General features: G+C 63.7%; 18 protein-coding genes and 1 pseudogene. 7 read left to right on the top strand and 12 right to left on the bottom strand.

The features are described 5' to 3' along the window. Window positions 1-67 precede the first annotated feature (67 nt). Both C811_RS13650 and C811_RS13645 read right to left on the bottom strand, forming a co-directional pair. Window positions 68-2,008, bottom strand: coding sequence for a PH domain-containing protein (locus C811_RS13650; RefSeq protein ID WP_022926649.1), 1,941 nt, complete (start codon window positions 2,006-2,008; stop codon window positions 68-70). Continuing rightward, window positions 2,008-2,499, bottom strand: a complete 492-nt coding sequence (locus tag C811_RS13645) for a PH domain-containing protein (RefSeq protein WP_016310260.1) — start codon at window positions 2,497-2,499, stop codon at window positions 2,008-2,010. The genes C811_RS13650 and C811_RS13645 overlap by 1 nt, the downstream gene beginning before the upstream one ends. A 383-nt stretch (window positions 2,500-2,882) precedes the next feature. Here C811_RS13645 and C811_RS13640 point away from each other — a divergent pair, with 383 nt between their 5' ends. The 5 genes from C811_RS13640 (at window position 2,883) to C811_RS13625 (ending at window position 8,791) form a co-directional block, all read left to right on the top strand. Continuing rightward, window positions 2,883-3,617, top strand: coding sequence for a response regulator transcription factor (locus tag C811_RS13640; protein WP_244874328.1), 735 nt, complete (start codon window positions 2,883-2,885; stop codon window positions 3,615-3,617). Then, window positions 3,614-4,708, top strand: coding sequence for a sensor histidine kinase (locus C811_RS13635; protein ID WP_016310258.1), 1,095 nt, complete (start codon window positions 3,614-3,616; stop codon window positions 4,706-4,708). The genes C811_RS13640 and C811_RS13635 overlap by 4 nt, the downstream gene beginning before the upstream one ends. 637 nt (window positions 4,709-5,345) lie before the next feature. After that, a complete protein-coding gene (locus tag C811_RS0104030) occupies window positions 5,346-6,104 on the top strand; it encodes an ABC transporter ATP-binding protein (RefSeq protein WP_028027790.1) in 759 nt (252 codons plus the stop codon). Then, entirely contained in the window at window positions 6,094-8,301 is a 2,208-nt protein-coding gene (locus C811_RS13630) for an ABC transporter permease (protein WP_016310255.1), read from the top strand. The genes C811_RS0104030 and C811_RS13630 overlap by 11 nt, the downstream gene beginning before the upstream one ends. A gap of 46 nt (window positions 8,302-8,347) precedes the next feature. Next, on the top strand, window positions 8,348-8,791 hold the full coding sequence (locus C811_RS13625) for a GatB/YqeY domain-containing protein (RefSeq protein WP_016310254.1): 444 nt from the start codon (window positions 8,348-8,350) through the stop codon (window positions 8,789-8,791). A gap of 281 nt (window positions 8,792-9,072) precedes the next feature. Here C811_RS13625 and C811_RS13620 read toward each other — a convergent pair whose 3' ends face one another. The 8 genes from C811_RS13620 to C811_RS13585 form a co-directional block, all read right to left on the bottom strand. Next, entirely contained in the window at window positions 9,073-9,363 is a 291-nt protein-coding gene (locus tag C811_RS13620; protein ID WP_016310253.1) for a GIY-YIG nuclease family protein, read from the bottom strand. Window positions 9,364-9,368: 5 nt separating this feature from the next. After that, window positions 9,369-10,667 (bottom strand): ATP-binding protein, encoded by a 1,299-nt coding sequence (locus tag C811_RS13615; protein ID WP_016310252.1) that lies wholly within the window; start codon window positions 10,665-10,667, stop codon window positions 9,369-9,371. Between the two features lie 165 nt (window positions 10,668-10,832). Continuing rightward, the gene (gene hypD / locus C811_RS13610; RefSeq protein WP_016310251.1) at window positions 10,833-11,924 is read right to left on the bottom strand and encodes a hydrogenase formation protein HypD; all 1,092 of its coding nucleotides are present in this window, start codon (window positions 11,922-11,924) and stop codon (window positions 10,833-10,835) included. Window positions 11,925-12,244: 320 nt separating this feature from the next. Further along, window positions 12,245-12,493 carry a HypC/HybG/HupF family hydrogenase formation chaperone gene (locus C811_RS13605; RefSeq protein ID WP_016310250.1) on the bottom strand — a complete coding sequence of 83 codons (249 nt, stop codon included), beginning with the start codon at window positions 12,491-12,493 and terminating at the stop codon, window positions 12,245-12,247. 82 nt (window positions 12,494-12,575) lie between these two features. Continuing rightward, entirely contained in the window at window positions 12,576-15,152 is a 2,577-nt protein-coding gene (locus C811_RS13600; RefSeq protein WP_016310249.1) for a carbamoyltransferase HypF, read from the bottom strand. A 378-nt stretch (window positions 15,153-15,530) separates the two neighbouring features. Then, window positions 15,531-17,432, bottom strand: coding sequence for a glucose-6-phosphate isomerase (locus C811_RS13595; RefSeq protein ID WP_016310248.1), 1,902 nt, complete (start codon window positions 17,430-17,432; stop codon window positions 15,531-15,533). Between the two features lie 97 nt (window positions 17,433-17,529). Further along, entirely contained in the window at window positions 17,530-18,243 is a 714-nt protein-coding gene (locus C811_RS13590; RefSeq protein WP_016310247.1) for a LytR/AlgR family response regulator transcription factor, read from the bottom strand. 198 nt (window positions 18,244-18,441) lie between these two features. Beyond that, the gene (locus C811_RS13585; protein WP_016310246.1) at window positions 18,442-19,851 is read right to left on the bottom strand and encodes a Sapep family Mn(2+)-dependent dipeptidase; all 1,410 of its coding nucleotides are present in this window, start codon (window positions 19,849-19,851) and stop codon (window positions 18,442-18,444) included. A 322-nt stretch (window positions 19,852-20,173) separates the two neighbouring features. Here C811_RS13585 and C811_RS13580 point away from each other — a divergent pair, with 322 nt between their 5' ends. Further along, complete coding sequence (locus tag C811_RS13580) at window positions 20,174-21,625, top strand: helix-turn-helix transcriptional regulator (RefSeq protein WP_016310245.1); 1,452 nt, start codon at window positions 20,174-20,176, stop codon at window positions 21,623-21,625. A gap of 160 nt (window positions 21,626-21,785) precedes the next feature. Continuing rightward, on the top strand, window positions 21,786-23,405 hold the full coding sequence (locus C811_RS13575) for an FAD-dependent oxidoreductase (RefSeq protein WP_016310244.1): 1,620 nt from the start codon (window positions 21,786-21,788) through the stop codon (window positions 23,403-23,405). Window positions 23,406-23,594: 189 nt separating this feature from the next. On the opposite strand, the gene C811_RS17120 is transcribed toward C811_RS13575, so the two are convergent. After that, window positions 23,595-24,539: a leucine-rich repeat domain-containing protein gene (locus tag C811_RS17120; protein WP_244874327.1), complete on the bottom strand. Its 945-nt coding sequence runs from the start codon at window positions 24,537-24,539 to the stop codon at window positions 23,595-23,597. Window positions 24,540-25,004: 465 nt separating this feature from the next. Then, window positions 25,005-25,268, bottom strand: a pseudogene (locus C811_RS17325) (transglutaminase domain-containing protein); the annotation flags it as partial. Window positions 25,269-25,764: the final 496 nt, after the last annotated feature.

The following is a 25,764-nucleotide window of genomic DNA, read 5'->3' as shown; positions in this document are numbered from 1 at the left end:
CGCAAAACAGCGGGGGCGGCCCGAGACCGCCCCCGTGAGTTTCGCTTTTGATTGCTCGCCGGCAGCGCTACGAGCCGCAGGCCTGGTTGCCGCCCGGCTTCAGCCAGTCGAGCCACGCCGCGGCGTCTTCCGCCGGCACGTCCACGAGCGTCGTGGTGGTGCCCCCTTGGCCGGCGGCTGTGGTGGCCAGCAGCGTGCGGGTGCCAGCACGGCGCTGCAGCGGGTTGCTGCGCGCGCAGCCGAACTGGATCTTCTGGCGCGGAAAGCTGATGGTGGTGCGCGACAGACCCCCATTGCTCACCTGCATGAAGCGGCGGTTGAAGGCGAAGCTGGACTCGCGGGCCCACAGCACCGCGCCGATGATGTCGATGACGAAGAGGATGGCGGCCAGGGCGAACAGGCCCATAGCCGCCACAGAGCCCATGGACAGAAGGAACAAGTCGTCGCTCTCGAGGTACAGCGCTCCCGACTCGATGGCAGCGCCCACGGCCGCCGTGACCGCCGCAAGGGCCGCGGCCGCCACGGCACACCAGAAGCCGCCGCCCTGCACGATACCGCGGCGAATGAGGGCGCGCCGCAGAGCCACCTTCGCCACGGGGATGGAATCCTGGGGCAGGTCGGCGAACTCAGGAATGAGGCCGGCCAAAATCTCCGGCACGCGGCTGACCTTCACGAAGGGGTGCACCACCAGGCCCTTGTTCAGCAGCTCGTTGGCGTTCTGGTTGTTGTTGGCGCTCTCGCCCTCGGCGGCGTCGATCTTGCCCAGGGATATCTCGCAATAGCCGAGCAGACGGCGAATGAAGGTCTGGTTGATGCTGACCGACTGCACGCGATCTACGGCAAGGCCCTGGAAGCTGTGCTTGAGCAGGCCGTATTCCACTTCGATGCGGTTGTCGCGGCGGCGCGCCTTGAAGCCGCCGTAGCTCACGCAGGTGCCGAGAGCCGACAACAGCCACAGCACGAGCAGCACCACGATGAACGGCACGACGACCAGCCCGACGACCGCGCCCATGGCCTGGGAGGTGGCATAGCTGACGGCGCTGGCCACCACGCTGTTCGCCGCATCGCCGAACAGCTCGAAGGCGTTGCCCACCAGCTGCAAGAGACCGACGATCAGACCGAGAAGGATGAGGCCTGCCGAGGTGGAGCCCGAAAGGCCCGTGAGGAAGAGCTCCTTGTTGGTGAGGCCGTACTCGTAGGTGACGCGGCCCGTGTCCACATCGGCGCCGGCGAACAGGCCGCCCACCTCGTCCCATGCCTGCGAACCGATGTCGAGCACGTTGCCGAACGCGGGCTGACCGACCGGGGCCGGGGCGCCGGGGGCTGCGGCACCCGCGGCGATGCCGGGCGCGGGGGAGACCGCGGGGCTGGCGGTGGCCGGAGCCGCCGTGGCGGAGACAGCGCCCGACCCGACAGCGGCACCGGCAGCTGCAGACCCAACTGCGCCGGCGGCCACGGCAGCCAGGTGGTTCTTGCGGTTATACAGCTCGGCGCGCAGCCATTCTGCCTGCTGCTTGGTCACGTAAGGCACGGTGACGGCCTTGTTCGAGGCACCACCGGCCGTGTCGATGAGCACCGTGCACACCCCGAAGATGCGCTGGAGCAGCGTGGCCCGCTGATCGATGGACTGCACACGCTGGTAGGGCACGTGCACGCGCTTCTTGCTGAACACGCCGGAGCAGAGGGTGAACTCCTCGGGTCCTACGATGAAGTACAGGTGCTTGTAGCTGACAACCCGCATGGCCACCACAATGCCGACGACCACGAGGATGGCGAGGAGCGACCCACCGGCTACGAGGGCCAGGGCCAGGCCCGTAGGGAGGCCGTCGAGGCCTCCATCGGCGATGACCCCGACGATGGTGGAGAAGTTCGTCACCAGAACAGCCAGGGCAACCACCACCAGGGTGCGGATGCTCTCGAGCCACATGTAACTGTGATGAACATGGTGCTTCACCGGCTCGCCTTCTGCAGGCTGAGGCGCGGGCTGCGGTTGCATCGGGGCCTCCATTAGACATCCTCTCGGGCCAGACGGGCCAGCTCGGCGGCGCGGTCGCGCAGCAGGTCGGCCTCTTCGTTGCCCAGGCCGGGAATCTCGTGCTCACCGGCGGCCGTGGCCACGGTGACGCTGGACAGCCCGAAGGCCCGCAGCACCGGTCCTTGGCGCGTATCGGTGTTCTGCACGCGAATGAACGGGATGATGAAGCGCTTGCGCCAGAAGATGCCCCGGGCGATATCCAGGTAGTCGTCGGTCAGCTCGTAGCGCCAGCGGGCATAGCGAATGGGCGGCAGCACCACGACGAAGAACACGAACAACGCCGCGAAGACCACGGCCACCATAAGGGCCACGAACCCCGCCCAGGTCTCCGACGGCTCAACTGCCGCAATGATCGCAAACGGCGCGAAGCAGCACAGAAACACGATGGCAATCCAGATGGCATCGCTGATGCGCCACACGTTCTTGATGCGCGGATTCAGCTGGTTAGCGGGCATCTCTCTCATATATGTCCTTTCGCCCCTCGCGGGGCGCCGCCAACGACGCTCACCGCTGCTTGAAAATGCGCTGACCATACTACCCCACTTTCAGCAATTCTCGCGAAAACTTAATACTTGCTCGACCTTGGAGGAAATCCATGACCATCTTCGTTTGACGCGATTTCCCCTATTTGCGCAAGATTTGGAGTTATGAGCGTCTCACAGCCCTTCGAGGCTCTACAATTTAATGAATTTCAGTAAAACCGTCCTCCTTTTCTTTTGGAAGACGCTCATAACTCCAAACCTCGTGCAAAAAACAGGGGTCGGCTCGACCAACATCGCCGGCAGGCCGCTTACGCTCTTGTAAGAGTGCGCGGCCGCCGTTCCCGCGACAGGGGCATCGCGGTAGAATGGGCAGGCTGGCAATCGCCCCTGAAATGCCGGGGAGCAAGATGAAGGAGGAGGCCGCCATGGCCCAGCGCATCTATATCATCGAAGACGACGTGGCCCTGCGCACGGAACTGGCCCACGTGCTGGAACTTTCCGGCTTTGCCGTGGGAGCCTACGAAGGAAGTTGGGCCGACACCGCCGCCCGGGCCCTGGCCGCCGAGCCCGACTGCATTGTGCTCGACCTGAAGCTGCCCGGTGCCGACGGCCATTCCATCTGCCGCGACATTCGGGCGAACAGCTCGGTGCCCATTCTCATGCTCACCTCCTCGGAAAGCGAGTTCGACGAAGTGATGGCCATGAACCTGGGGGCCGACGACTACGTGACCAAACCCTACCGCCCTGCCGTGCTGCTGGCCCACATTCAGGCCCTGCTGCGGCGCAGCGCAGGACCGGCGGCGGATATGACGATGCGCCACAAGGGCGTCACCTTGAACATTGGCGCCGGCACCGTCTCCTTTGGCGACCGCACCGCCGAGCTTACCCGCAACGAGTTGCGCATCCTGCAGACGCTCATGCGGAATCCGGGCGTCGTGGTGCCGCGCAGCGAGATTATGTGCGCGCTGTGGGAGTCGGATGCCTTCATCGACGACAACACCCTCACCGTGAATGTGAATCGCCTGCGCAAGACGCTGGCCTCCCTTGGCGTGCCCGACGACTTCCTCGTAACGCGCCGTGGCGTGGGGTACGCCGTATGAGCCAGCCGCCCCTCTGCTCCCTCGCTGGCGACGATTTCTCCATCGAAGACCTCGCCGCCTTCACGCCCGCCGCCTATGTGCGCGACAACATGCTGGGGCTGGCGGCGCTGGTGCTGAGCCTCGTAAGCCTCGTGCTCATCCTGCCCGCCCTCGGCGTGAACTCATCGGGCGTGCTGCTGGCGGCCGACATCCTCACCCTGCTGGCTGTGGGTGCCGGCTTTCTGGACTACCGCCGCAAAGCCGCCTTCTACCACGAGTTGCGCGGGTTGCTCGCCTCGCTGCGGCAAGCCCGCGTACTGCCGGCTCTCGTCGCCGAACCCGCCTTCCTGGAAGGGCAGATTGCCTACGGAACCGCGGCCCGCATCAGCTCGCTTGCCGCCGCGGAAACCGACAAGCTCCAGGAAGACGCTGCGGCCTACCGTCGCTACATCGAGTTGTGGATCCACGAGACGAAGACGCCCATTGCCGCGATAAAGCTCATGCTCGCCAATGAGCCGAGCACCCAGTCGGCGAAAATCGCCCGCGAGCTCGAGCGCATCGAGGCTCAGGTGGACCAGGCGCTGTACTATGCTCGATCGACCTCGGTGGAGCGCGACTATGCCATCCGCGAGATGAGCCTGGGCGAGGCAGCTCGCGAGGCGTGCAAGCGCAACACGCGCTTCCTCATCGAACGCGGGGCACTCCCCACGTTCAACATTCCCGAGACCATGACGGTGCTGGCCGATGAACCGTGGCTCGTGTTCATCTTGGGGCAGGTGGTGGTGAACGCCGCGAAATACGGCGCTACGAGCATCGAGTTCACCGCGCGCGAGGAAGAGTCCGGCACCCCGCGGGGCCGCACGGTGCTGGAGGTGCGCGACAACGGCTGCGGCATTCCCGCCGCCGACGTGCCCCGCGTCTTCGAGCGCGGCTTCACCGGCCAGGTCGGCCGCGCCCACGGATCGGCCACGGGCATGGGGCTGTACCTGGTGGCCAGCTTGTGCGCCTCCATGGGCCTGCACGTAGGCCTGGCCAGCGAAGAGGGCACCGGCACCCGCGTCATCCTCACCTTCCCCCACGACCGCACCCGCAAAGAACTCTACGGCGCGTAAGGGCCCGAACCTATGGTGCGGGCGAGCTTACCTAACACGTTCGTAAGGTAAGCGTAAGCCCGATCGATGGAGCCGCCGCGCCCCTTTCCCTAGGATGGAATTGTGCTCGCAGCCTACGCAATGTAGGAGACGGGTTCGGGGTGTTCCGACCGAGCGAGTTCCACAGCGACTGGAAATGTCCAGTGGACATTTCCACAAAGCGAGGACTGTTTGAGCGAATCGGAATACCGCGAAGCCATCTCCGGCGGGATGGAGAGCGGGCCGCGCATTCGAGAGAAAGGACCATTGTGAAGACGTCAGGGAAGATTATGCTTGCCGTTGCTATCATCGGGGCGGTGGGCGCCATCATCGCCCGCCAGCTGCCCAAGACCGAGAGGAGCTACCACTAATGGCTGAAGTGTACACCGAACCCACCCCCTCGGCCTTTGGCGCCAACCCCACCGATCCGGGCACGCCCCTGCCGCTTTCGGCCGACGACCGCAGCGCCCTTGACGGCCTGGCCGCCGCCTTCTCGCGCGATGCCTACGCGCCCGGCGCCTCCTCGGCTGCCGCGGGCCGCGTCGCCCAGGGTGCCGGCGCCTCTGCCGCCGCTTCCCACGGTGTCCATGCGGCGGCCCCGCGGCCTGCGGGTTCCCCCATCCTGTCGGTGCGTTCCATCGAGAAGGTCTTCGGCAGCCGCGACTCGGTCACCCATGCCCTGGCCGGCGTCTCCTTCGACGTGGCCGCCGGCGAGTTCGTCGGCATCATGGGCCCCTCGGGCTCGGGCAAGACCACGCTGCTGAACTGCGTGTCCACCATCGACACCGTCACGAGCGGCCACATCATCGTCGGCGGCCGCGACATCACCGGCATGTCCCGTCGCCAGCTGGCGAAGTTCCGCCGCGACGATTTGGGTTTCATCTTCCAGGACTCCAACCTGCTGGACACCCTCACCGGCTTCGAGAACATCTCGCTCGCGCTCACCATCAAGGGCGAGCCGGCGCGCAGCATTCCCGGCAAGGTAAACGCCATGGCCGCGCGTCTCGGCGTGGACGGCGTGCTTTCCAAGTACCCCTACCAGATGTCCGGCGGCCAGAAGCAGCGCGTGGCCGCGGCCCGGGCCATGGTGTGCGACCCGAAGCTCATCTTGGCCGACGAGCCCACCGGCGCGCTCGACTCCCGCGCCGCCACGGTGATGCTCGAGATCATGGAGATGATGAACACGCAGATGGGCGCCACGATCATGATGGTCACCCACGATGCCTTCGCCGCCAGCTACACCAACCGCGTGCTGTTCATCAAGGACGGCGCCGTGTTCAACGAGCTGCGCCGGGGCGACGAGAGCCGCGATGCCTTCTTCGCCCGCATCATGGAAGTGGTGTCCTTCCTCGGCGGGGAGGCCGGCCATGTATCTTAAGCTCGCCCTGCGCAACATCCGCCGGTCGGTGCGCGACTACGCCATCTACTTCATCACGCTTCTGTTCGGCGTGGCGGTGTTCTACGCGTTCAACTCCATCGGCAGCCAGCAGATCCTCTTCGACATGGAAAGCTCGGCCTCGGCTTCGGTCTTCGAGTCGACCACCCAGCTGCTCGGCATGTTCTCGGTCGTGGTGGCCTGCGTGCTGGGCTTCCTCATCCTGTACGCGAACCAGTTCCTCATCCGGCGCCGCAAGCGCGAGTTCGGCACCTACCTGGTGCTGGGCATGACGCCGGGCCATGTGTCGCGCATCGTGCTGTACGAGACGGTGCTCGTGGGCCTCATCTCGCTGGCCGTGGGCCTTATCTGCGGCGTGCTGCTGTCCCAGGCGCTGTCGTTCTTCACCGCGGCGCTGTTCGGCACCACCATGAGCAACTACCAGTTCGTGTTCTCGCCTGACGCGCTCGTGGTCACCCTGGCATGCTTCGCCGCCATCTATGTGGTGGTGGCCCTGTTCAACACGTTCACCGTGAGCCGCTGCAAGCTCATCGATCTCATCCGCGCCGGCGAGAGAAATGAGCGGGCCGGAGTGCGCAACCCGTGGGCGTGCCTCGTGGTGTTCGTCGCGGCCATCGCCGTGCTGGCCTACGCCTACCAGCAGCTCATCGCCAATGGCCTGGTGATGCTGGACCAGCCCGAGTTCGTGCGCGCCACCATCGCCATGCTTGTGGGCTCGCTCATGTTCTTCTGGTCGCTGGCCGGCTTCGCCATCGCCGTGCTCACGCGCCTGCGCGGCGTGTACCTGCGCAAGCTGAACCTGTTCACCGTGCGCCAGATTGCCAGCAAGGTGAACACGGCGTTTCTGTCGCTGTGGGCCGTGTGCGTGCTGCTGTTCTTCTCCATTACCGTGTTCTCGTCGGGCATGGGGTTCGTGGAGGTGTTCGTCGGCGGCGTGGAGAAGGCCAACCCCTACTCGGCCACCTTGAGCGCCGGGGTATGGTACGGCCCCGATGGCACCACGGGCTCGTCGGCCGGCGAGCGCGAGCGCCGCGCCGAAATGGAGGCCGATGCCCCCGATCGGCTGGCCCTGGCCGAGGAATACGACTGGGACATGGCCGCCGCTCTGGAAGCAGGCGCGCCCGAGCTGTGGGCCGAGACGATAGGCGCATGGGCCCAGGTGAGCATGTGGTCGCTGCCCGACATGACCTACGACCCGATCATCGATGCCGCCGAAACCGTGGCGAGCCCCGAGGCCATGCGCATCGACGACTTGGGCAAGGTGCGAGATACCGCCGTGGCTGTGATGTCGCTGTCCGACTTCAACGCCGCCCGCACCCTGCAGGGGCAGCCGGCCGTGAATCTTGAGCCGGGCACCTGCGGCCTGGTGAACAACATGGAGATCGTCAATGCCTTGGCCGAGGCCGTGGCGAAGGCGGCCCCGACCATCACCGTGGCGGACCAAGAGCTCACCGTGGCCGGCCCCATCTACGACACCCAGCTGGAAGACAACGCCATGGCCGCCACCGCGCTTATCTTCGTGGTGCCCGATGAGGCTGTGGAGGCCCTGGGTGCCGAGGGACTCATTCCCACGACCCAAACGCTGAACGTGATGTACGCCGACAACGGCAAGACCGCTGCCGAGAACGATACGGCCCTGGGAGATATCGTAGCCGCCACGCAGCCTTCGGATATGGGCGGCTTCGAGCAGGGGCGCAGCGGCGCCGGCAACGCCTACGCGAACCTGCTGTGGCCGGTCACGCGCATCATCACAGCCCACGAGATGACCGACCAGTCGGCCGGCATGCGACTCATGATCACCTACCTGGCGCTCTACATCGGCTTCATCTTCCTCGTGTCCACCGCAGCCATCCTGGCCATCCAACAGCTGAGTCAGGCCTCAGACTCGGCGCCGCGCTACCGCATCCTGAGCAAGCTCGGCTGCGATGCGGGCATGATCTACCGCTCGCTTCTGATCCAGGTGCTCGTGTACTTCCTCGTACCGCTGGCGCTGGCGGTGTGCCACGCGGCCTGCGCCATCGGCGTGCTGTCCGATTCCATGTTCGATGCCATCGGCGTGAACACCTTCACTCCCATCATGATGGCCGCGGGGCTTACCATCGTCATCTACGGCGGCTATATGCTCGTCACCTACCTGGCCGCCCGCGGCATCGCGAAAACCGCCCTCACCGAGGGGTAAAAGCGCTATGATGGAGTCTGAAGCTTCCGCAGCCGAAAGGACGAGCATGGAATATCAACAGCTGCAAGACGAGATCAAGGCGGCCATGAAGGCGCGCGACAACCATCGCCGCGACATTCTGCGCCAGGTGCACACCGAGTTGAAGGCCATCGAGGTGAACGAGCGGCGCGAGGTAACCGAGGCCGACGTGGACGCCATGCTCAAGCGCGTCATCAAGCAGACGAAGGAGACGCTCGACGGCTCCATCAAAGCGGGGAACAACCAAGAGCGCACCGACACCCTCACCGAGCAGGTGGCCATCCTGGAAGGCTATCTGCCGAAGCAGGTGGAGGGCGAGGAGCTGATCGCGCTCATCGACGCGGTGCTGGCCGACACCGGGGCTGCCACCAAGAAGGACATGGGCCGCGTGATGGGCGAGCTCACGAAGCGCACCGGCGGCAACTTCGACAAGGCAGCCGCCGCCAAGGAGCTCGGCAGCAAGCTGAGCTAGCAGCAGCCGGCAAAGCACCCCGCGCACGAGCCAAAAGGCCTCCCGCAACTGGGAGGCCTTTCTTCGCTAAAAAGTTAAAGCGACCTAAAACTTTTAAAGCAACCTAAAAGAGTTAAAAGGCGACCTGCACTCAATGAGTGCAGCTGCCGTTTCCGAGCACTGATGCCCCAGCCGCATTACAACAGCTTTGCCAACGTTGTGCCACTGTGGGCCTTCGGCCTCAACTATTAGACAGCCTTCCGACAGCCAGCACCAGATGAAGATCCCGCGAGCAGCCTTCCCTAACCGAGCAACTCTTCCAGCGCCTCCTCGAAGGAGGAATGGGAGGCGACAGCCAGCAGGGCGTCCTTCTCGTTGCGGGACAGCTGCTTGAAGGCGTATTCCGCATGCATGGCATCGTGCTTGGTGGAAAACTCCGCATAGGCAAGCAGGCTCACGGGCAGCCGAGCCCGGGTGTACTTCGCGCCCTTGCCCGCATTGTGCACCGCGAGCCGCGCCTGCACATCCACCGCATAACCCGTGTACAGCGAGCCATCCGCGCATTCCAGCACGTACATGTAATGGGACGCCATAGCGTCTAGGCCCCTAAAGCTCGCAGTGGAATCACGTAGATGCCCTCTTCAGGTTGATAGGCGTACTCACCTGTTCCCGTAACAACGGCCATGAACGCAGGCGGCCGTGTGCGAGCCTTTTCGTTAGCGGTCACCTTCTCGCGAAGGCGTCGCAACGAGGCCACGCCCTGATCGGTTTTGGCTGCCCCGAGCTTGAATTCGAAAGCCGCCCATCGGCCATCCGCCAATTCCACAACAGCGTCAGCTTCCAAGCCGCTGTCGTCACGATAATATCGCACGGGAACAGCTGAGATATCGGGATGCGCTCCGGCATATACCATGAGATCTCGCATGCAGAGGTTCTCGAATACGAGACCGAAAGTCTGCCAATCATCGAGAAGCGCCTGCTCGTTCATGCCAAGCAACGCCACTGCCAACGATGGATCGGCCAAATAGCGCTTCGGCTTTACCGACAGCCGCTTAGGCGAACGTTTCTCCGGCACCCATCCGGGAACTTCCTCCACGAAGTACAGGCTCTTGAGCAAATCCAGGTAGGTTGCAAGTGTCGTCGTAGTCATAAGGGGCTCATCGCCGCCGGATATATCGGACAGAATCGTCTTATAGGTGGCTGCCTGCCCCAAATTTCTCGCCAGTGAAAGCGCGATTCTTCGGGCCGCCTCCCCATCTTTGCCGTGGCGCGGCACGCTTTCATCGAAGATGAGGTTGAGGTATTCACGCGCCGTTAGCTGCGCCTGGGACGGAGTGAGGTCAAGAGCTTCGGGCCATCCGCCACGACACACCGCAGCAGCCAAAGACGCCGCATCGCCGGGCACTGTCGCATGGGAGAATTCCCCTTCGAAGAGCGCCGCCAGAGAGATTGCCGCCGTAGAATCGCCCGACTCGGCGAGCGTCATGGGGCGCATGCGAATGCGACCGATCCGACCCGCTCCACTGTGAAGGGCGCGAGCCCGCTCGTCGTCCTTTTTGAAAGGAGTGGATGAGCCCGTGAGCAGCCATGCGCCTCTCAAGCCTCGCTGGCGGTCGACCGCATGACGCACGGCATTCCAAATAAGCGGAGCCAACTGCCATTCGTCAATAACGTGGGGCCGCTTGCCCGCCAGCATCGCCTGAGGATCGGACTGGGCCAACGCAAGCGCCTGATCCACATAACTCACGCTTTCACCATGACGGCAAGCCGTCCATGTTTTGCCGCACCACTTAGTTCCCGCCACTTCCACCGCGCCGAAAACCTCGAGATAGCGTTGCACCTGCGCGTCCACGATGCGAGGAATATACTCATCGCGAGGAGGAAGATCACCAGTCATGGCATCCTCTTTCAGCGTTATCGATAATGGTATGATTATAGATCATCTACCTGGTATTTCCCCCGTGACTTAAGAAAATCCGAACATTTCATTTTAGATTTTCCGAATTTTCCACTTGAGAAAATCCGAATTTTTCATTTGTGATTTTCCGGACGAGGAGCTTGTCTAATAATACCGATAATAGGCCGCGCAGCTGCCCTCGCTTGAGACCATGCAGGGGCCGACGGGGTTTTCCGGGGTGCACACCGTGCGGAAGAGCGGGCACTGGTTGGGGGCCATGATGCCGCGCAGCACGTCGCCGCAGCGGCAGCCAGCGTGCTCGCGCACCGGCTCCACCTCGGGCTGGAAGCACCGCATGGCATCGAACTCGGCGAACTCGTCGCGGATGCGGTAACCGCTGCCGGGAATCTCGCCCAAGCCGCGCCAGGTGGCCGCGCAGGTCTCGAACACCTCGTCGATGGCAGCGAGCGCCACCGGGTTGCCCTCGGGCATTACGCCGCGGGCATAGGCAATCTCAATCTCGGCGCGCCCCTCGTGCAGCTGGCGCATGATCATGGCGATGCCCTGGAGCACGTCCACTGGCTCGAAACCGGTGATGACGCCGGGAATGCCGTACTTCTCGGCCAGGAAGCGATAGGGTTCCGCACCGATGATGGTAGACACATGCCCCGGCAGAATGAGCGCGTCCAGCTTCAGCGAAGGATCGTTGATGATGACCTCCAGCGCGCCGGGCATGTTCTTGTGCGCCCCGTACACGGTGAAGTTCTTCAGCTCCGCGGCCTTCGCGCGCTTGATGGCCATGGCCACGAGCGGGGTGGTGGTCTCGAAGCCCACTCCCACGAAGACGATCTGCTTGTCGGGGTTTTCCTGGGCCAGGCGCAGCGCGTCGAGCGGCGAGTAGACGATCTCCACGGCGCGGCCGGCCGCCTGCTCGGCCAGCAGGCTGGAAGAGGAGCCAGGCACGCGCGTCATGTCGCCGAAGGTGGCGATGGTCACCTCGGGTACACGGGCAAGGGCAATCACCTTGTCGATGTCGTGATTGCTCGTCACGCACACGGGGCACCCCGGCCCCGAGGCCAGACGCACCCCTTCCGGCATGAGGCCGCGAATGCCGTTGCGGGCAATGGCCACCGTATGGGTGCCGCACACCTCCATCAGCGTCGCCGACTCCGGCGCCAAAGTCTGAATGGACTCAATGAGCCCCCGCGCCAGGGCCGGATCCTTGAATGCCTTCAGCTCTTCTTGCATATGATCCATTCTTGCAACCACTCCTTCAGGGGTGTACAATGCGGACAAGCGGAAAGCCCGGTGCAGCGGGCACGACTGCTTCACATTACCGTTACTAATGTGATGAAGAGCCGTCCTCTATGCAGGGGGCGGCTTTTTCATTGCCGCCCGCACGGCTACTGCCGCAAACGGAGCGCCAACTCAATCACCGCTACGATAACCAAACAAAACGTTAAGAGTTCCATCCAGCTCACGTACATAGCTGCTCCTTCCTCCGAAGGAAGCAGTCCGCTCGTCCGTGGGGCCAGTGTAGTGTAATACACAACCCCAATCAACAGGTAATTTGCACTTTACGCTAAAGCCGGCGCCTCATCTAGGTCGGCCAAATCGGGGAACTGCTTCACCAGCTCGATAGTCTCAAGGGCAAACTGCTCGTCCACCACTTCGATGGCGAACCCGGCGTGCACGAGCACGTAGTCACCCACATGGGCCTGGGGCGTCAGGTCTACGGAAATCTCGCGAGTCACGCCCAGGATATCGACGGTGGCCAGATTGCCCTCTTCGAGCTTCGCCACCTTAGCGGGAATTGCCAAACACATAGGCTGCTCCAATCAGTTCTGTTTCTCGCGCCCATTGTCGCAGGTTCCGCCCGCAAAGTCAGCCCCGATTCGGCTAGCCCGCCTATTCCTCCGAACGGGCGGAGGCCACGGCGGCCTGGCCGAAGCTGATGCAGCCGTCGTTGGGAGGCAGATCGCGGTTGATGGCGGCGGTGAAGCCCGCCTCAGCTAGAGCCGGCAGCACATGCTCCACCAGGTAGCGGTTCATGAACACGCCGCCCGACAACACCACCGTCGAAATGCCGTACAGCGCCCGCACCAGCTCGGCAGCCATCACGATGGCGCTCACCATGGCGTCGTGAAAGCGTCGCGCTATTATCGATGCGGGAACACCTGCCGCCACATCGTCCAGCAAGGCGCGGAACGTGGGCTCGGCATCCAGCAGGAGCACCGAGGTGTCCTCAGCGGTGCTCGTCTCGGTAGCGACGTTCTTCTGGGCCGTCACCGCATAGCGCTCGCGGGTCGCCAGCTCGTCCTCGCCGGCCACGCCGGCCGCCTCCTCGCCTGCGGCAGCGCCGGGAACATCGGCCCCAGCAACCTCCATAGCCGCTTCCAGCAGAATAGCCCCCTCGCCCTCGTAACTCGGGGCGGTGCAGATGCCGAGCAGCGCGCTTGCGGCATCGAACAGGCGGCCGACGGAGGAGGTCATGGGCGTGTTCAAGCCGCGCTCGATCATGGTATCGCACACCTCGGCTTCCTCGCCGAGGGGCGCCAAGGCCTCAACGGCCGCCGGATGGTCCAGTAGATCGTAGGCCCACAGCACACCGTAGGCCATGCGCAGCGGATGCTTGATAGCCGCCGCACCGCCGGGCATGGGCACATAGGCAAAATTGGCGAAGCGCTCGAAGTCGGTGCGGTTCGCGAGCAGCACCTCGCCTCCCCAGATGGCGCCATCTGCGCCGTAGCCCGTGCCGTCGAAGGCGATGCCGCAGACCGCATCGGCCAAGCCGTGCTCGGCCATGACCGACACGATATGGGCATGGTGATGCTGCACCTCAGTCACGGGAAGATCCTGGTGGTGAGCCCACTTGCTCGTCAGGTACTCGGGATGCAGGTCGCAAGCCACGGCCGCGGGCTTCATTTCGAACAGGCTCTCGAAGCGGTCCTTGGTGGCCAGCCACGCGTCGTAGGTGTCGGCGTTTTCCACGTCGCCGATATGCTGGGACACGAAGCCGTCGGTGCCGCGCAGGAGCGTGAAGGTATTCTTCTGCTCGGGGCCCGTCGCGAAGACGATGCCCACACCAGGACGCTCGGCGCTGTCGGCCGCCGCCTCAGATGCGGCGCCGCTTCCGGTCGCCGTCCCTTGAGCCGCCTCGTTCTCGGACGCCGCCGTCACCGTAGCTGCCGTCGATAGCGGCACGGGGGCGAACCCCCGGGCACGGCGCAGGAACTGCACCGCGAGCTCCGGCGCTCCCTCGGGGGTTTCGCCCACACGGATAAGCCGCACCACCGAGTCATCGAAGCGTGTGAGAATAGGGCGGTTGTTGCCCAAGAACGCATCGGCGATGCCGGCCAGCTTCTCACGAGCTTCCTCATCGGCGATGCAGATGGGCTCGTCATGCACGTTTCCCGAGGTCATTACCAAAAGCGGCACCTGCCGCCCCGGCACGTCGCCCGCCTCGGCCTCCTCGGGATGCGTCGCATACCAGGCCGCTGCGAAGTCGTGCATGAGCAGGTGCTGCACCGGCGTGTAGGGAAGCATGACCCCCAACTCCGATAGCCCGTCGGCCACGCCTTCGCCGATGGCCCCGTCGGGTCGCTTGCGCAGCAACACGATGGGTCGGGCAGAACCCGTGAGCACCGCCTCCTCTTCCTCGCCCGCCTGGCAGAGCGCCCGCACATCGCCCATGCCCTGGGACATCACGGCCAAGGCCTTCCCGTCGCGGCGCTTGCGGCGGCGCAACTCGGTCACCGCACCGGCATTGTTCGCATCGCACACCAGATGGAAGCCTCCCAGACCCTTCACCGCCAGGATCTTCCCCGCCAGCAGCATCTCCACCGCCGCTGCGAAAATGGCATCGGATTCCTCGCGGGTCTTGCCCACGCTCTCCGTGCCGTCCGCTCCTACCCGCCAGGTAACCGACGGCCCGCACTCGAAGCAGGCGTCGGGCTGGGCGTGGAAGCGCCGGTCGAGCGGGTCGGCATACTCGGCGGAGCAGCGCTCGCACATGGGGAAGGCCGCCATGGAGGTGGCGGCGCGGTCGTAGGGCAAATGATCGATGATGGTGAAGCGCGGCCCGCAGTTCGTGCAGTTGATGAACGGGTAGCGGTAGCGGCGGTCATTCGGGTTGAAGAGCTCGGCCACGCAATCGGCGCAGGTGGCCAGCTCGGGCGACACCAGGGTCGTCTCGGCCACGGCCTCGTCGTCGGAGAAGCGAATCTCGAAGGAGTCGAAATCCTCCAGAGGCACTTCCTTGATGTCGATCTCCTCCACCTTCGAGGCAGCCGGCGCGTTGTCGGACAGCTCCATGATGAACTCGTCCACCAGCTTGCTCTCGCCCTCGGCGTGGATGTACACTCCATCAGCTGCGTTCAGCACCCAGCCGTTGATGAGGTACTTCTTCGCCATCCGATAGACGAAGGGGCGGAAACCCACCCCCTGCACGATGCCCTTCACATGAATGTCAACCGCGTCGATCATGAGCTGCTCCCTTGCTTTGCGCGTTACTGCGCGATATACTACGGACAAGCGGAAAGCCCGCTGCAACCGGGCACGACTGCTTCACATTATCCTGATTAATGTGATGAAGAGCCGTTCTTCCTATGCGAGGGGCGGCTTTTTCATTGCCGCCCGCTGCGTCTACTGCCGCAAGCGCACGGTCAACTCGATCACCGCTACGATAACCAAACAAAACGTCAGAAGTTCCATCCAGCTCACGTACATAGCTGCTCCCTTCTACGAAAGAAGCAGTCCGCTCGTCCGTGCGCGCAAGTGTAGTGTAATACAACGCGACTTTCAACCAAATCGCGCGCGGTCTATCAGGCCGAATTGTTATGTTAAGGGCGAGTGAGAGGCGTCCTACGCCTCGGGCGAGCCACCTTCCTCGACCGGAACCTCCGCGACTTCTGCCTCCGCCTGAACCGGCTCGGGCTCCACGGCGAACTCAGTCTCCACGGCGGCCTCGCTCGCCTCGGCCGCCTCCACCACCACCGTGGCCTCGGCCAGCTCCTCGTCCTCGGCCAGGGCGGCCGCCTCGGCGAGCGCTCGGTCGGTGAGGATGTCGGCGATCACGTCGTCCACCACCTGGGCTAGAAGGCGCAGGGTCACGCTCGAGTTGTCGGGCAGGTGCAGGTGCACGCAGCGCCGGCCGCGCTTGGCGAGCGTCGCCAGGTCGCCGGCGGCCTGGGCCTTCGCCAGCTGGCCGAGGCTCTCCGCCGGGCAGCCCTCGGGCAGCGGGATGTCCTTCAGCTCGTCGGCCGAGAGTATCAGGAACACGCCCATGTTCGGGCCGCCCTTCTGCAGCTGGCCGGTGGAGTGCAAGTAGCGCGGCCCCACCTCCAAACACGACGATACGCCGAAGGACTCGGCCACGCCGTGGCGGATCTGCTCGATGGCCTCGCGGCGCCCCTCGCCCGTGAAGGGGAGGAAGGCGTTCAGCGCGAAGAAGTCGCCCGGCTGGATGGAGGACAGCAGCGCGTAGAGCGCCTCGTGCAGGTCCTCGCAGCCCTCGAACACGGGGGCGAGGCTCACCTCCGCCCGGCCCATGTCCACGCGCTCGGTGAACACCTCGTCGAAGGCGGGCGCGGGCTCGCCGTTCTCGAGGATGCCCAGCACCTCGGCCTTGGCCGCGGCCACGTCGGGCTGGTCGAAGGGGCACACGCCCATGAGGTAGCCGCACATGGCGATGGCGTACTCCCACATGACGAAGTGCTCCGCGAGCTCCTCCACCGTGTCGATGCGGTAGCTCAGGCGCGGGATGGCCGGGTCGATGTAGGCCAGGCTCATCTCGAAGTTGCGGCGCTCGTCCCACAGGTCGGTCTGGGTCTGGTACATGATGACCGTGCGGTCGCCCGGGTCCTCGGTGAGCAGCAGCGGGTCGATCTCGATGTTCGGGAGCACGCCCTGCCCCTCCTTGCCGAGCGACTCGGCCACCAGCTGCTCGATCCACAGCCCCAGCACGCGCCCGCGCTTGGGGGTGAGGAACGAGAACTTGTTGCGGCCCCTGCAGTAGTTGTCGTAGAGGAAGGCCGCCAGCCCTATGGCCGGGTTGTCGATGGCGTCCTCGGAGCAGGCCTCCTCGGCCTGGCGCGCGTGGGCCATGAACGCCTCCAGGTCGATGCCGGCGAGCGCCGCCGGCACCAGGCCGAACACCGACAGGGCCGAGAAGCGGCCGCCCACGGTGGGCTCGCCGGGGAAGACCGCGCGCCAGCCCTCGGCGCGGGCCTGGGCCTCCAAGTCGCTGCCCGGGTCGGTGATGGCCACCAGGTGGCGCGCCACATGGTCGCCCAGCTCCCTCTCGAAGGAGGCGCGCACGGCCTCCAGCAGCATGCGCGGCTCGATGGTGCCGCCGCTCTTCGACGAGATGACCACGAGGGTGCGGCGGGGGTCGCACATGGTGAGCATCTCGCGCACGCGCACCGGCGAGTCGGAGTCCAGCGTGCGGAACTTCACGCGGTTGGAGTCGTGCTTGTTGTACTTGGTGATGGTCATGGGGGCCTGGGTGGAGCCGCCCTGGCCGATGAGCAGGATGGTGTCGATGCCCGCCTCCACGGCCTCGTCGGCGAAGGCGCGCACGGCCTCCAGGTCGCACTTGGGATCGGTGGCCAGGTCGGTCCAGCCCATGTAGCCGGCCGCGCACGCCCGCGCCTCGTCGGAGAACTCGTAGAGCGTGGCGTCCTTCGCGTGGATGCGGCTGGCCGCCCGGGCCTTCACCAGGGTCTTCGCCGCGGGGTACGTTTTCTCGATGTCTGCGGTGAGCATGACGCTCCTCTTCTCTCAGGTCAATTCGCCAGCCAGCAGAATTGCAAACGAGCCCCCGCGCAGCGGAGGCTCTTGCATAATTGGGTCAGAAACGCCTCTAAAGGTTGAGCGCCTTCTTCAGCGAGCTCACGCGGCGGCGGGACACGGGGATTTTCTCCTCCACGCCGTTCAGGGTGAGCAGCAGCGTGCCGCCGGAAACCGACTCGATCTCCTCCACCATGGACAGGTTCACCAAGTAGCCGCGGTGCACGCGGAAGAACCCATGACCATCGAGGCGCTTCTCCAGCTGGGCAAGGCTGACGGTGCTGAAGTAGCGGTCGGTGTCGGTCTGCAGGTACGCGTAATCATCGCGCGCCATGACGAAGCGGATCTTGTCGATGCCGATGAGGATCTTCTTGCCGCCCTTCTCCACGGGAATACGCTCGGACTTGTGGGCCTGCATGTGCAGGGCCACATGCTCGCGCACGCGGGCGATGGCCTGGGACAGACGCTCGGTTTCCACAGGCTTTACCAGATAATCGATGGCACTGACCTTGAAGGCGTCGAGCGCATGCTCGGAATAGGCAGTTACGAACACCACCGCCGGCGGGAATTTCAGATGCTGCAGGGCCTCGGCCAGCTGCAGACCAGTGGCCTCGGGCATGTTCACGTCCATAAACATGACGTCGCAGGGGTATTCCTTCAGCTTCTCAATCGCCTCGCGCACGTTGGCGGCTTCAGCCGTCACCTCGACCCCGCCAACCTCATCGAGGAGGAAGCGCAGTTCGGAACGGGCAGGCGCCTCGTCGTCAACGATAATCGCGTTAAGCACGGTATCCTCCAAATATGAACCCTCGGTTTAAAATTCCTGCTCATTCTATAGCACAGCTGACGGGCCGTCATCCCAACCCAAGAATAAACCACGGGTTATTTCCAGATGCTGGATTGGAAATTCTTATGAGAGGAGCGGCCCCAGCCGTAGCCGAAGCCGCCCCGTGAGCGCCGATGCGGGTCTCTGCGAGCCGTAGCGCTAGGCGATATCGAGCTCCTGCAGCTCGGCGAGTGCCAGCACGTAAATCTCGAAGGAGGTCTTCAGCAGCTCCTCGCTCACGCCCTCGTCGGGCCCGTGCTCGCCACCGACCCACTGGGGGTTCTCGATCCAGGGCATGTTGATGCCAAAAGACGCGCCCTTCTTGAACTCGCGGGCGTAGGTACCGCCGCCGATAGTGAAGGGCTTATGCTCGGTATCGCCCGTCACGAACTGGAAGGCGTCCTGCAGCACCTGGATCTCGGGATCCTCGGGCTTCACCAAGAACGGCACCATGAGCAGGGTGTTCTCGAAGGTGGCGCCAATGGCGTCGGTCAGCTTCGTGAGCGCCGCGGTGATCTCGTCGGCCGTAATGGACGTGGGCCAGCGGCTGTCCATGGTCTGCACGAGGCGGTCGCCCTCCTTGCGGATGGTGCCGCCCACCACGGTCAGCGGACCGAAGTACTCATCGGCCGTGGCGATGCCCACACCGGCGCCCGTGGTGTCGGAAACCAGGCTGCGCACCAGTTCCATGAACTCGCGCTCCTGCTGGTTTACGAGGCCGTTTTCCAGCAGATAGTCGGCCAGCAGCATGATGGCGGAGATGCCGCGCTCGGGCCAGGCCGCGTGCGCGTTCACGCCTGCCGCATCGATGCGGGCGGTGCCGTTGCCGGCGTCTTCCACGGTGATGCGCTCGGCTGCGGGCAGGGCGGATGCGTCGGCGCGTACCACAGCCCAGGCCTCGCCCGGCACCGCGTTGGTGACCACGCCACCAGAGATGTCCAGAATCACCGGGTCGGCAATGGGAGCGCTCGTGATGCGCCCGTCGTAGCCGCCCTTCTCGCCGTAGCATACGGGGAAGTCGGCATCGGGCGTGAAGATGAACGCCGGGCTCTCGTAGTTCTCAAGGTACCAGGCCACGTCGCGCATGCCCGTTTCCTCGTTGGCGCCGAAGATGAAGCGCATGGTGTAGGGGCGCGGCACATCCAACCTCGCTAGGCACTTCACCGCGTGCAAGGCCACCACCGAGGGGCCCTTGTCGTCCAGGCAGCCGCGGCCCATGAGGAAGCCGTCCTTCTCGGTCACCTTGAAGGGTTCGAAGGTCCAGCCGGGACCCGCGGGAACCACGTCCATATGTCCGATGATGCCGAGCTGTGTGTCGGTCTCACCGGGCAGGTCGGCAAAGCCGATATGGCCCTCGCAGTTGGTGGCGGTCATGCCCATACCCTCGGCGATTTCCAGCGCCTTCGCCAACGCAGCAGCGGGACCGGGACCATAGGGCGCGCCCGGTGCGGCGGCGGCTAAGTCCTCGGTCGAGGGAATTTCCACGAGCTTGGCGATATCCGCCACAATGGCGTCGCGATTGGCATCCCAGTAGGCGTCGGCCGCGGCCACGATTTCCTTGCGATCCATGTCGTCGTCCTTTCAAACGAGTCGTCCCCTGAAGCGCGGGGCATCGTAGCATGGTTGCCTCCTGCTAATAGGCCCGCTCACCGTTCCACACACGAGCGCCCCACATTTTAAGGGCGACACTCCTTAAGTTCGCATCGTTTCCATTATGGACCGCGACCGATACCTCCGCGTCATCTTTCGCATTTTGTTGCGGGCTCGTTAGAGAAGACGAGCCGTGAAGGCGTTGCCGCTCGTTGAGTCAGAGGCGCGAACTTTACCATGGCCGAAATGGCCCGCGGACAAAAGCGGGGTCGACTGTGGTTTTATGCGATAATGCACCCCTATGGATATCGCATCGCGAACAAACGGGGAGGGGAACCGCCGTGCGCTCCTTATCGGAGGGGTCGGCTACGGCATTATATGCGGTCTCACCTTCCCTTTGATGATCTCGAACACGTTCTTGCGGGAAATGAGCCTCTCCCATGGGGCCGGCGACTCCTTCGGCGCCCTGTTCTTTCTCGCCTACGCGGCCGCCATGCTCGCCCTTGCCCTTTGGCACCTTGTCGGCCGCAAGCCGCTGCCCCGCGCCTCGCTGGTCGTGGCCTTGGGCGCCGTGCTCCTCGGCAACGGGCTGATGCTGCTGCGCTATCTCTCCATCATCGAAGGCGGCTGGTCCTACGCCATTGTCACGGGTCTCAGCATCGGCTTCGGGCTGGCCGTCGCCGAGCTCGGATGGATGGAAAAGATCGTGACCATGGGGAAGGCCGACGGCACCCTTTTACCCCGCATGGTGTCCCTCGCCTATCTGGTGGGTGGAACCGCAGCCGCTTTCATCTTCCTCGCGACAGGACCGGTCGAGCTCACGTTCGCTCTCCTCACGGTTCTGATCTCCGGGGCGCTCCTCACACGCACGCCGAACGTTGCCGACGAGCCGCCCTCACACGCCCCGTCGCGCTCCGATAACGTTAACCTCGTCAAGGCCATTTCCTACTTGGCCGTGTTCTCGTTCGTCTTCGGCGCCGTGAGCCAAATGGTGGAAACCTCCAGCCACAGCATCACCGTTATCGAGATTCAGGCCACCGCGAGCATTATCGGGGCGGCGCTCATCTTCCTCGCAGCCTCGCTGGGCCGCAAGCGCATCGTTCCGATCTCAGACCTTTACGGGCTCCTCTTTCCCGTCGTCGCCGGCGCTCTGATCGCCCTGCCGTTCATCACGACGCCTTGGGTTCACGGCATTGCCTCGGTTCTTATCTTCGCCGCCTTTTACCTCTCGGGCATGAATGTGCGCATCATCGTGAGCCAACTGTGCCGCGGCGATCGCATCTCGCTGTGGGTCTACCTCGGCTGCGCCCTGGGCGTCGGAAGCCTCTTGGTCATTGCCGGCGTCGCGTTCGGTGCCGCTGTGCTCTCCCAAGGCAGCCCCGAAACGGCGCTCGCCCTCATTGCGCTCATATCGCTGTTCATCCTCGCTCTGAACCCCATCCTCGCCCACCGCATCGAGCAGCGGGCATCCGTGGGCGCAGATACCGGCGATTCCGCAACGGCCGCCGTCCCGACGACCCAAGCGGCAGAGAATGCCGTAGAGGGCTTTGCCCGCGAGCACTCCCTGACGGCCCGCGAGAGCGAAGTGCTCCTGCTGCTGTGCCAAGGACGCACGCGCACCTATATCGCCGACGAGTTGGGGTTGTCCCCCAATACGGTCAAGGGCTACATCCGCAATGTCTATCAGAAGAGCGGGTCGGTGGACAAGCAGGATTTGCTGGACCGGGTAGAGCTCTTCCGAGAGCGCCGATAGCCCCTTCCGAGCCGCCCCTCCAAAATGGAGGGGTTCACTATGGAGCGGCGAAAAACACGCTTACCACCCCTTTTGGGGCTGACGGCCCGTTGCGACTTCCCCCATGATGCGATTCGTCCGGACAGGAGGGTCCGGCACAACTCGAAAAAGGGAGGAAGCAATGACTACCGAGAAATTGAACGACTGCACCAAGACTCCCGGCGCTGTGTCGCGCCGCTCGTTCCTGTTTGGCCTGGGCGCCACGGCGGCCGTCGTAGCCGGCAGCGGCCTGACCGGGTGCGCGCCCCAGGGCTCCGCGCCTGCCGCATCGGCTCCGCAAAACGCGGGTGGCGACGACTTGGCCACCACGGGCAATGCCGACGGGGACGACCTTATGACCGATACGGTGCAGGACGCCCTGGCGAAGCCCGCGAAGAACCAGGAGTCCAAAGAGGCCGACATCGTCGTCATCGGCAGCGGCATCGCCGGCATGAGCTGCGCGGTAGAGGCGTCCCTGGCCGGCGCCAAGGTTGTCATCCTTGAGAAGAACTCGACGATGACCGGCGGCGACTCATCCATCTGCACGGGCAACTTCTACTGCTGCGGATCGGAGAAGCAGAACAGCATGGGCTACACCGAGTACGGCACGGCCGAGGAGATCGCCCAGTTCCTCTTCGATCAGTCCGACGGCGACGCCAATATGGACATCTGCCGCATGGTCGCCGAGAACGGCGGCGCGGCCATGGACTGGCTCGTGGGCTTCGGCTGCGACTTCGACAAGAAGCCTGGCGATGGCGTATCCGATCGCTCCATGGTGTCCACCAACGGCGGCAAGGGCATTATCGACACGCTGATCGGCGTGGCCGAGTCCAACGGCGCCGAGCTGATGATGGACACTCGCGCCCTGCAGATCATCATGGAAGGCGGCAAGGCCGCCGGCGTCATCGCGCGCTCGGGCGACACCGACTATACCATCTCTGCCAAGGCCGTCATGCTGGCCTGCGGCGGCTTCGACGGCGAGGATTGGTCCAAGCAGCTGTACGCCCCAGGCACCGTGGGCTGGCACACCTTCTCCACCCCCACTAACACCGGCGACGGCATCGAGATGGCCCGCGAGGCCGGGGCCCTCACGCTGCTAAAGGGCGGCCTGTCCCAGATCCACCTGGTGGGCCGCGATCCGCTGCCCCTGAACGACGAGCTCTCGCAGCTGCGCATGGTGAACACCGGCGTCTTCGTGACTGATCTGGGCTACCGCTGCGCCAACGAGTCCATGACAAGCCAGTTCGACTATTTCGTGCCCTTCGTGCAGAGCGGCCGCAAGGAGTTCACCATCATCTGCGACTCCCAGCAGCCGGCCGAGCGGATGGACCTCATCAAGAAGGCCGTTGAGAAGGGCGTGGCCAGCACGGCCGACACCATTGAGGAGCTGGCCGTAGCCGCCGAACTGCCGCAGTATCCCCTCGTGAAGACCATCGAGCACTACAATGAGCTGTGCGCCGCGGGCGAGGATCCCGATTTCCACAAGAAGCCCGAGGACCTGCAGGCCCTGACCCAGGCCCCGTTCTACGCGATTCAGATCACGCCGAACACCAACGACTCCTTCGGCCAGCTGGCCATCAGCACCAAGGCCGAGGTGCTCGACGAGGGCCGTCAGCCCGTCCCCGGCCTCTACGCCGGCGGCACCATTGCGAATGCCGAGCTGTTCTACATGCGCTATGCCGTCAGCGGTGCCTCCATGTGCATGGGCACCGTGACCGGCCGCATCGCCGCCCAGGAGGCCATGAAGTACTACGGCGCCTAGGCCAACCTGAGCGTTCCCCGGATACCCTCCCCAACGACAGGGGCCCGATCATTCCATCGGGCCCCTGCGCATGGTATGGCAAGCGGATCATTGGCGCGGAAGGCGTTCGCCCGCTGACGCTATCCACGCGGGCGGCAAGATCCCGCCTGTTGACACCGCTCGCGGGCGCGGCGGGCGCGGGACGAGCCACTACTTCTTCACGCGCACGGTCTTCGATCCCTTGTTCTTGCAGAGCTTCTGATAGGCCTTCAGCTTCTTCTTCGGCACCTTCACGGTCATCTTCGACTTGGTGCCCTTGAAGGCGTTCTTGCCAACGGACTTGAGCTTCGTGGTCTTAAGGGTGATGGTACCGAGCTTCTTGCAGCCGGCGAAGGCGTTTTTGCCGACCTTGGACAGCTTGGTGGATTTCACCGTGACCTTCGTAAGCTTGGCGCAGTTCTGGAATGCGCCGTCGCCGATGGCGGTGACTTTCGTGCCCAACGTGACGGACTTCAGCGCTTTGCAGCCATAGAACGCATTCTTGCCGAGAGAGGCGATACCGTTACCGAAGCTTACCGAGGTCAGCTTCGTGCAGCCCTTGAAGGCGGAGGCGGGGACGGTCTTTACGTTCGCGCCGATTTTCACCGACTTGAGGTACTTGTTGCCCGCGAAGGCCTTGGGGGCAATGGCGGTCACCTTGTACGCGCGACCCGAGATGGTAACCGTGGCGGGAACTGTCGCCGAAGCGGCTTTCTTATTGGCAGGCCCGGCATAGGTCACCGTGGCCGCCCCCGTCGCCTTGTAGGACGCCGCGCCGATGGCCACCGTTTGACCCGCCTTCGGAGCCAAAGCACTCCCCGCCGCCTCGCGCGTCTTCGACGCCGTGCAGCGAGAGCACCGAGTGGTCTCCGTACCATTGACGTTCACCTGCGCATCACCGTTGGAGCGCCACGCCCCAAAGTTGTGCCCAAGCGCCGCCACCGCCCGCGTCTCCACGTGAGCGCCGCTGCGCGAGCACGTGCGCTTCTGGGTCCCCGCCGCCGTGCACGTAGCCGCCTTCGTAGTGGCCCATGCGCCGTAGGAATGATTTGACGAGACCGGCGTCTTCACCTTGTGCCGAGAAACCTCCTCGCTGCACCTAAGGCACCGAGTCACTTCGTCGTACGATCCTTGAACAGTGCAAGTTGCATTTACCACGTTTTCCTTCGTCATCTTGCCTTGCTGATGCCCCAATGCAGGAATTTCGACCGATTTTCTGCCCGTCATCTCTTCCTTGCATGCAGGGCAGCGGGGAACCGCCTCATAGGAACCTTTGGTAGTGCATGTAGCAGGTTTCTCGTTCTCCCTATAAATCACCGTCTCCTTATGACCAGCAGTTGAGCAATCCTCTTTGTACGCACCCTTGTATTCTGGGTATACGAACCCCGCCGCCAAAGGATAGTCGTTCAAAGCCTGCAAGGAGGTAGTCCATCCTGTATGGGGGTCCTCCATCGTCCTAAAAGAGTTATCGCTCTTCAGAAAATAAGTATGGGAAACTTTGGCGTCGAAGCCTCCGTCGAATACTTCCCCAGTCGCCGGATTCCTATAAAGCGGGTCATCCCAAGTTACGTCGACATGATGCCAAGAATCGCCAATTCTCACCAAATTCCACCCGTGGTTCATGGCTTCGCTGGAAACATACACGGCATCTATGCCTGCTCTCCTGAGAAGCCATTTGTAGGCAAGGGCATACCCTTGGCATACGGTAACCTTTTCCCCAGACAGCGCACTTACCGCACGGTGATATGAAGTCTGAGATTCACCACCCTCTGCAACTCTCACAGAGTACTGACATGTACGCACAAGGTAATCATGCAGAACTTGGGCCTTTTCAAACTCAGTCATCTTGGGTCCAATCCAAGACAGCGCCTCTTCGATTGAAGATTCTATTTCGGGTTTTAAAGCACTTGCTTCATTTGCAGTATACGCATATTCTGGGCTGACAGAGGCTGCTTGGCGTTCGTCAATATTGCTGGAAGTCGAATAGCTACCATACGCGTACCGAGCACCCAACCACCAAAGCTCAGGGTTGCACATAACAAGGTCCATGGCGTCCTTTAGCTCGGCCACTGTAATCGAGCATTCCTCTAGAGAGATTTCAGCCTCGAACTTTTCCATACCAGCGCAAATAAGATCATAGGCGGCACGCACTTTCGAAGACACCTCGTCACCGTCATTAGCGTAAGGAACGATGAAGTCCTGGTCACCATTGATAACAGCATCTTCTACGTCATATCTGTCAAGGCAATCAACAACGTCGTAGATTATCTCCCTGGCTGCCGCGCCATTAAATTCGACAGGGGTAATTACCTCTTCGCCCTTAGCAAGACCCCCCCCGTGG

It is taken from the genome of Adlercreutzia caecimuris B7 (assembly GCF_000403355.2).
In the GTDB taxonomy this organism is placed as follows: Bacteria; Actinomycetota; Coriobacteriia; order Coriobacteriales; family Eggerthellaceae; genus Adlercreutzia; species Adlercreutzia caecimuris.
Note: the sequence above shows the minus strand (reverse complement) of the source record. Positions and strands in the feature narration are given on the sequence as shown.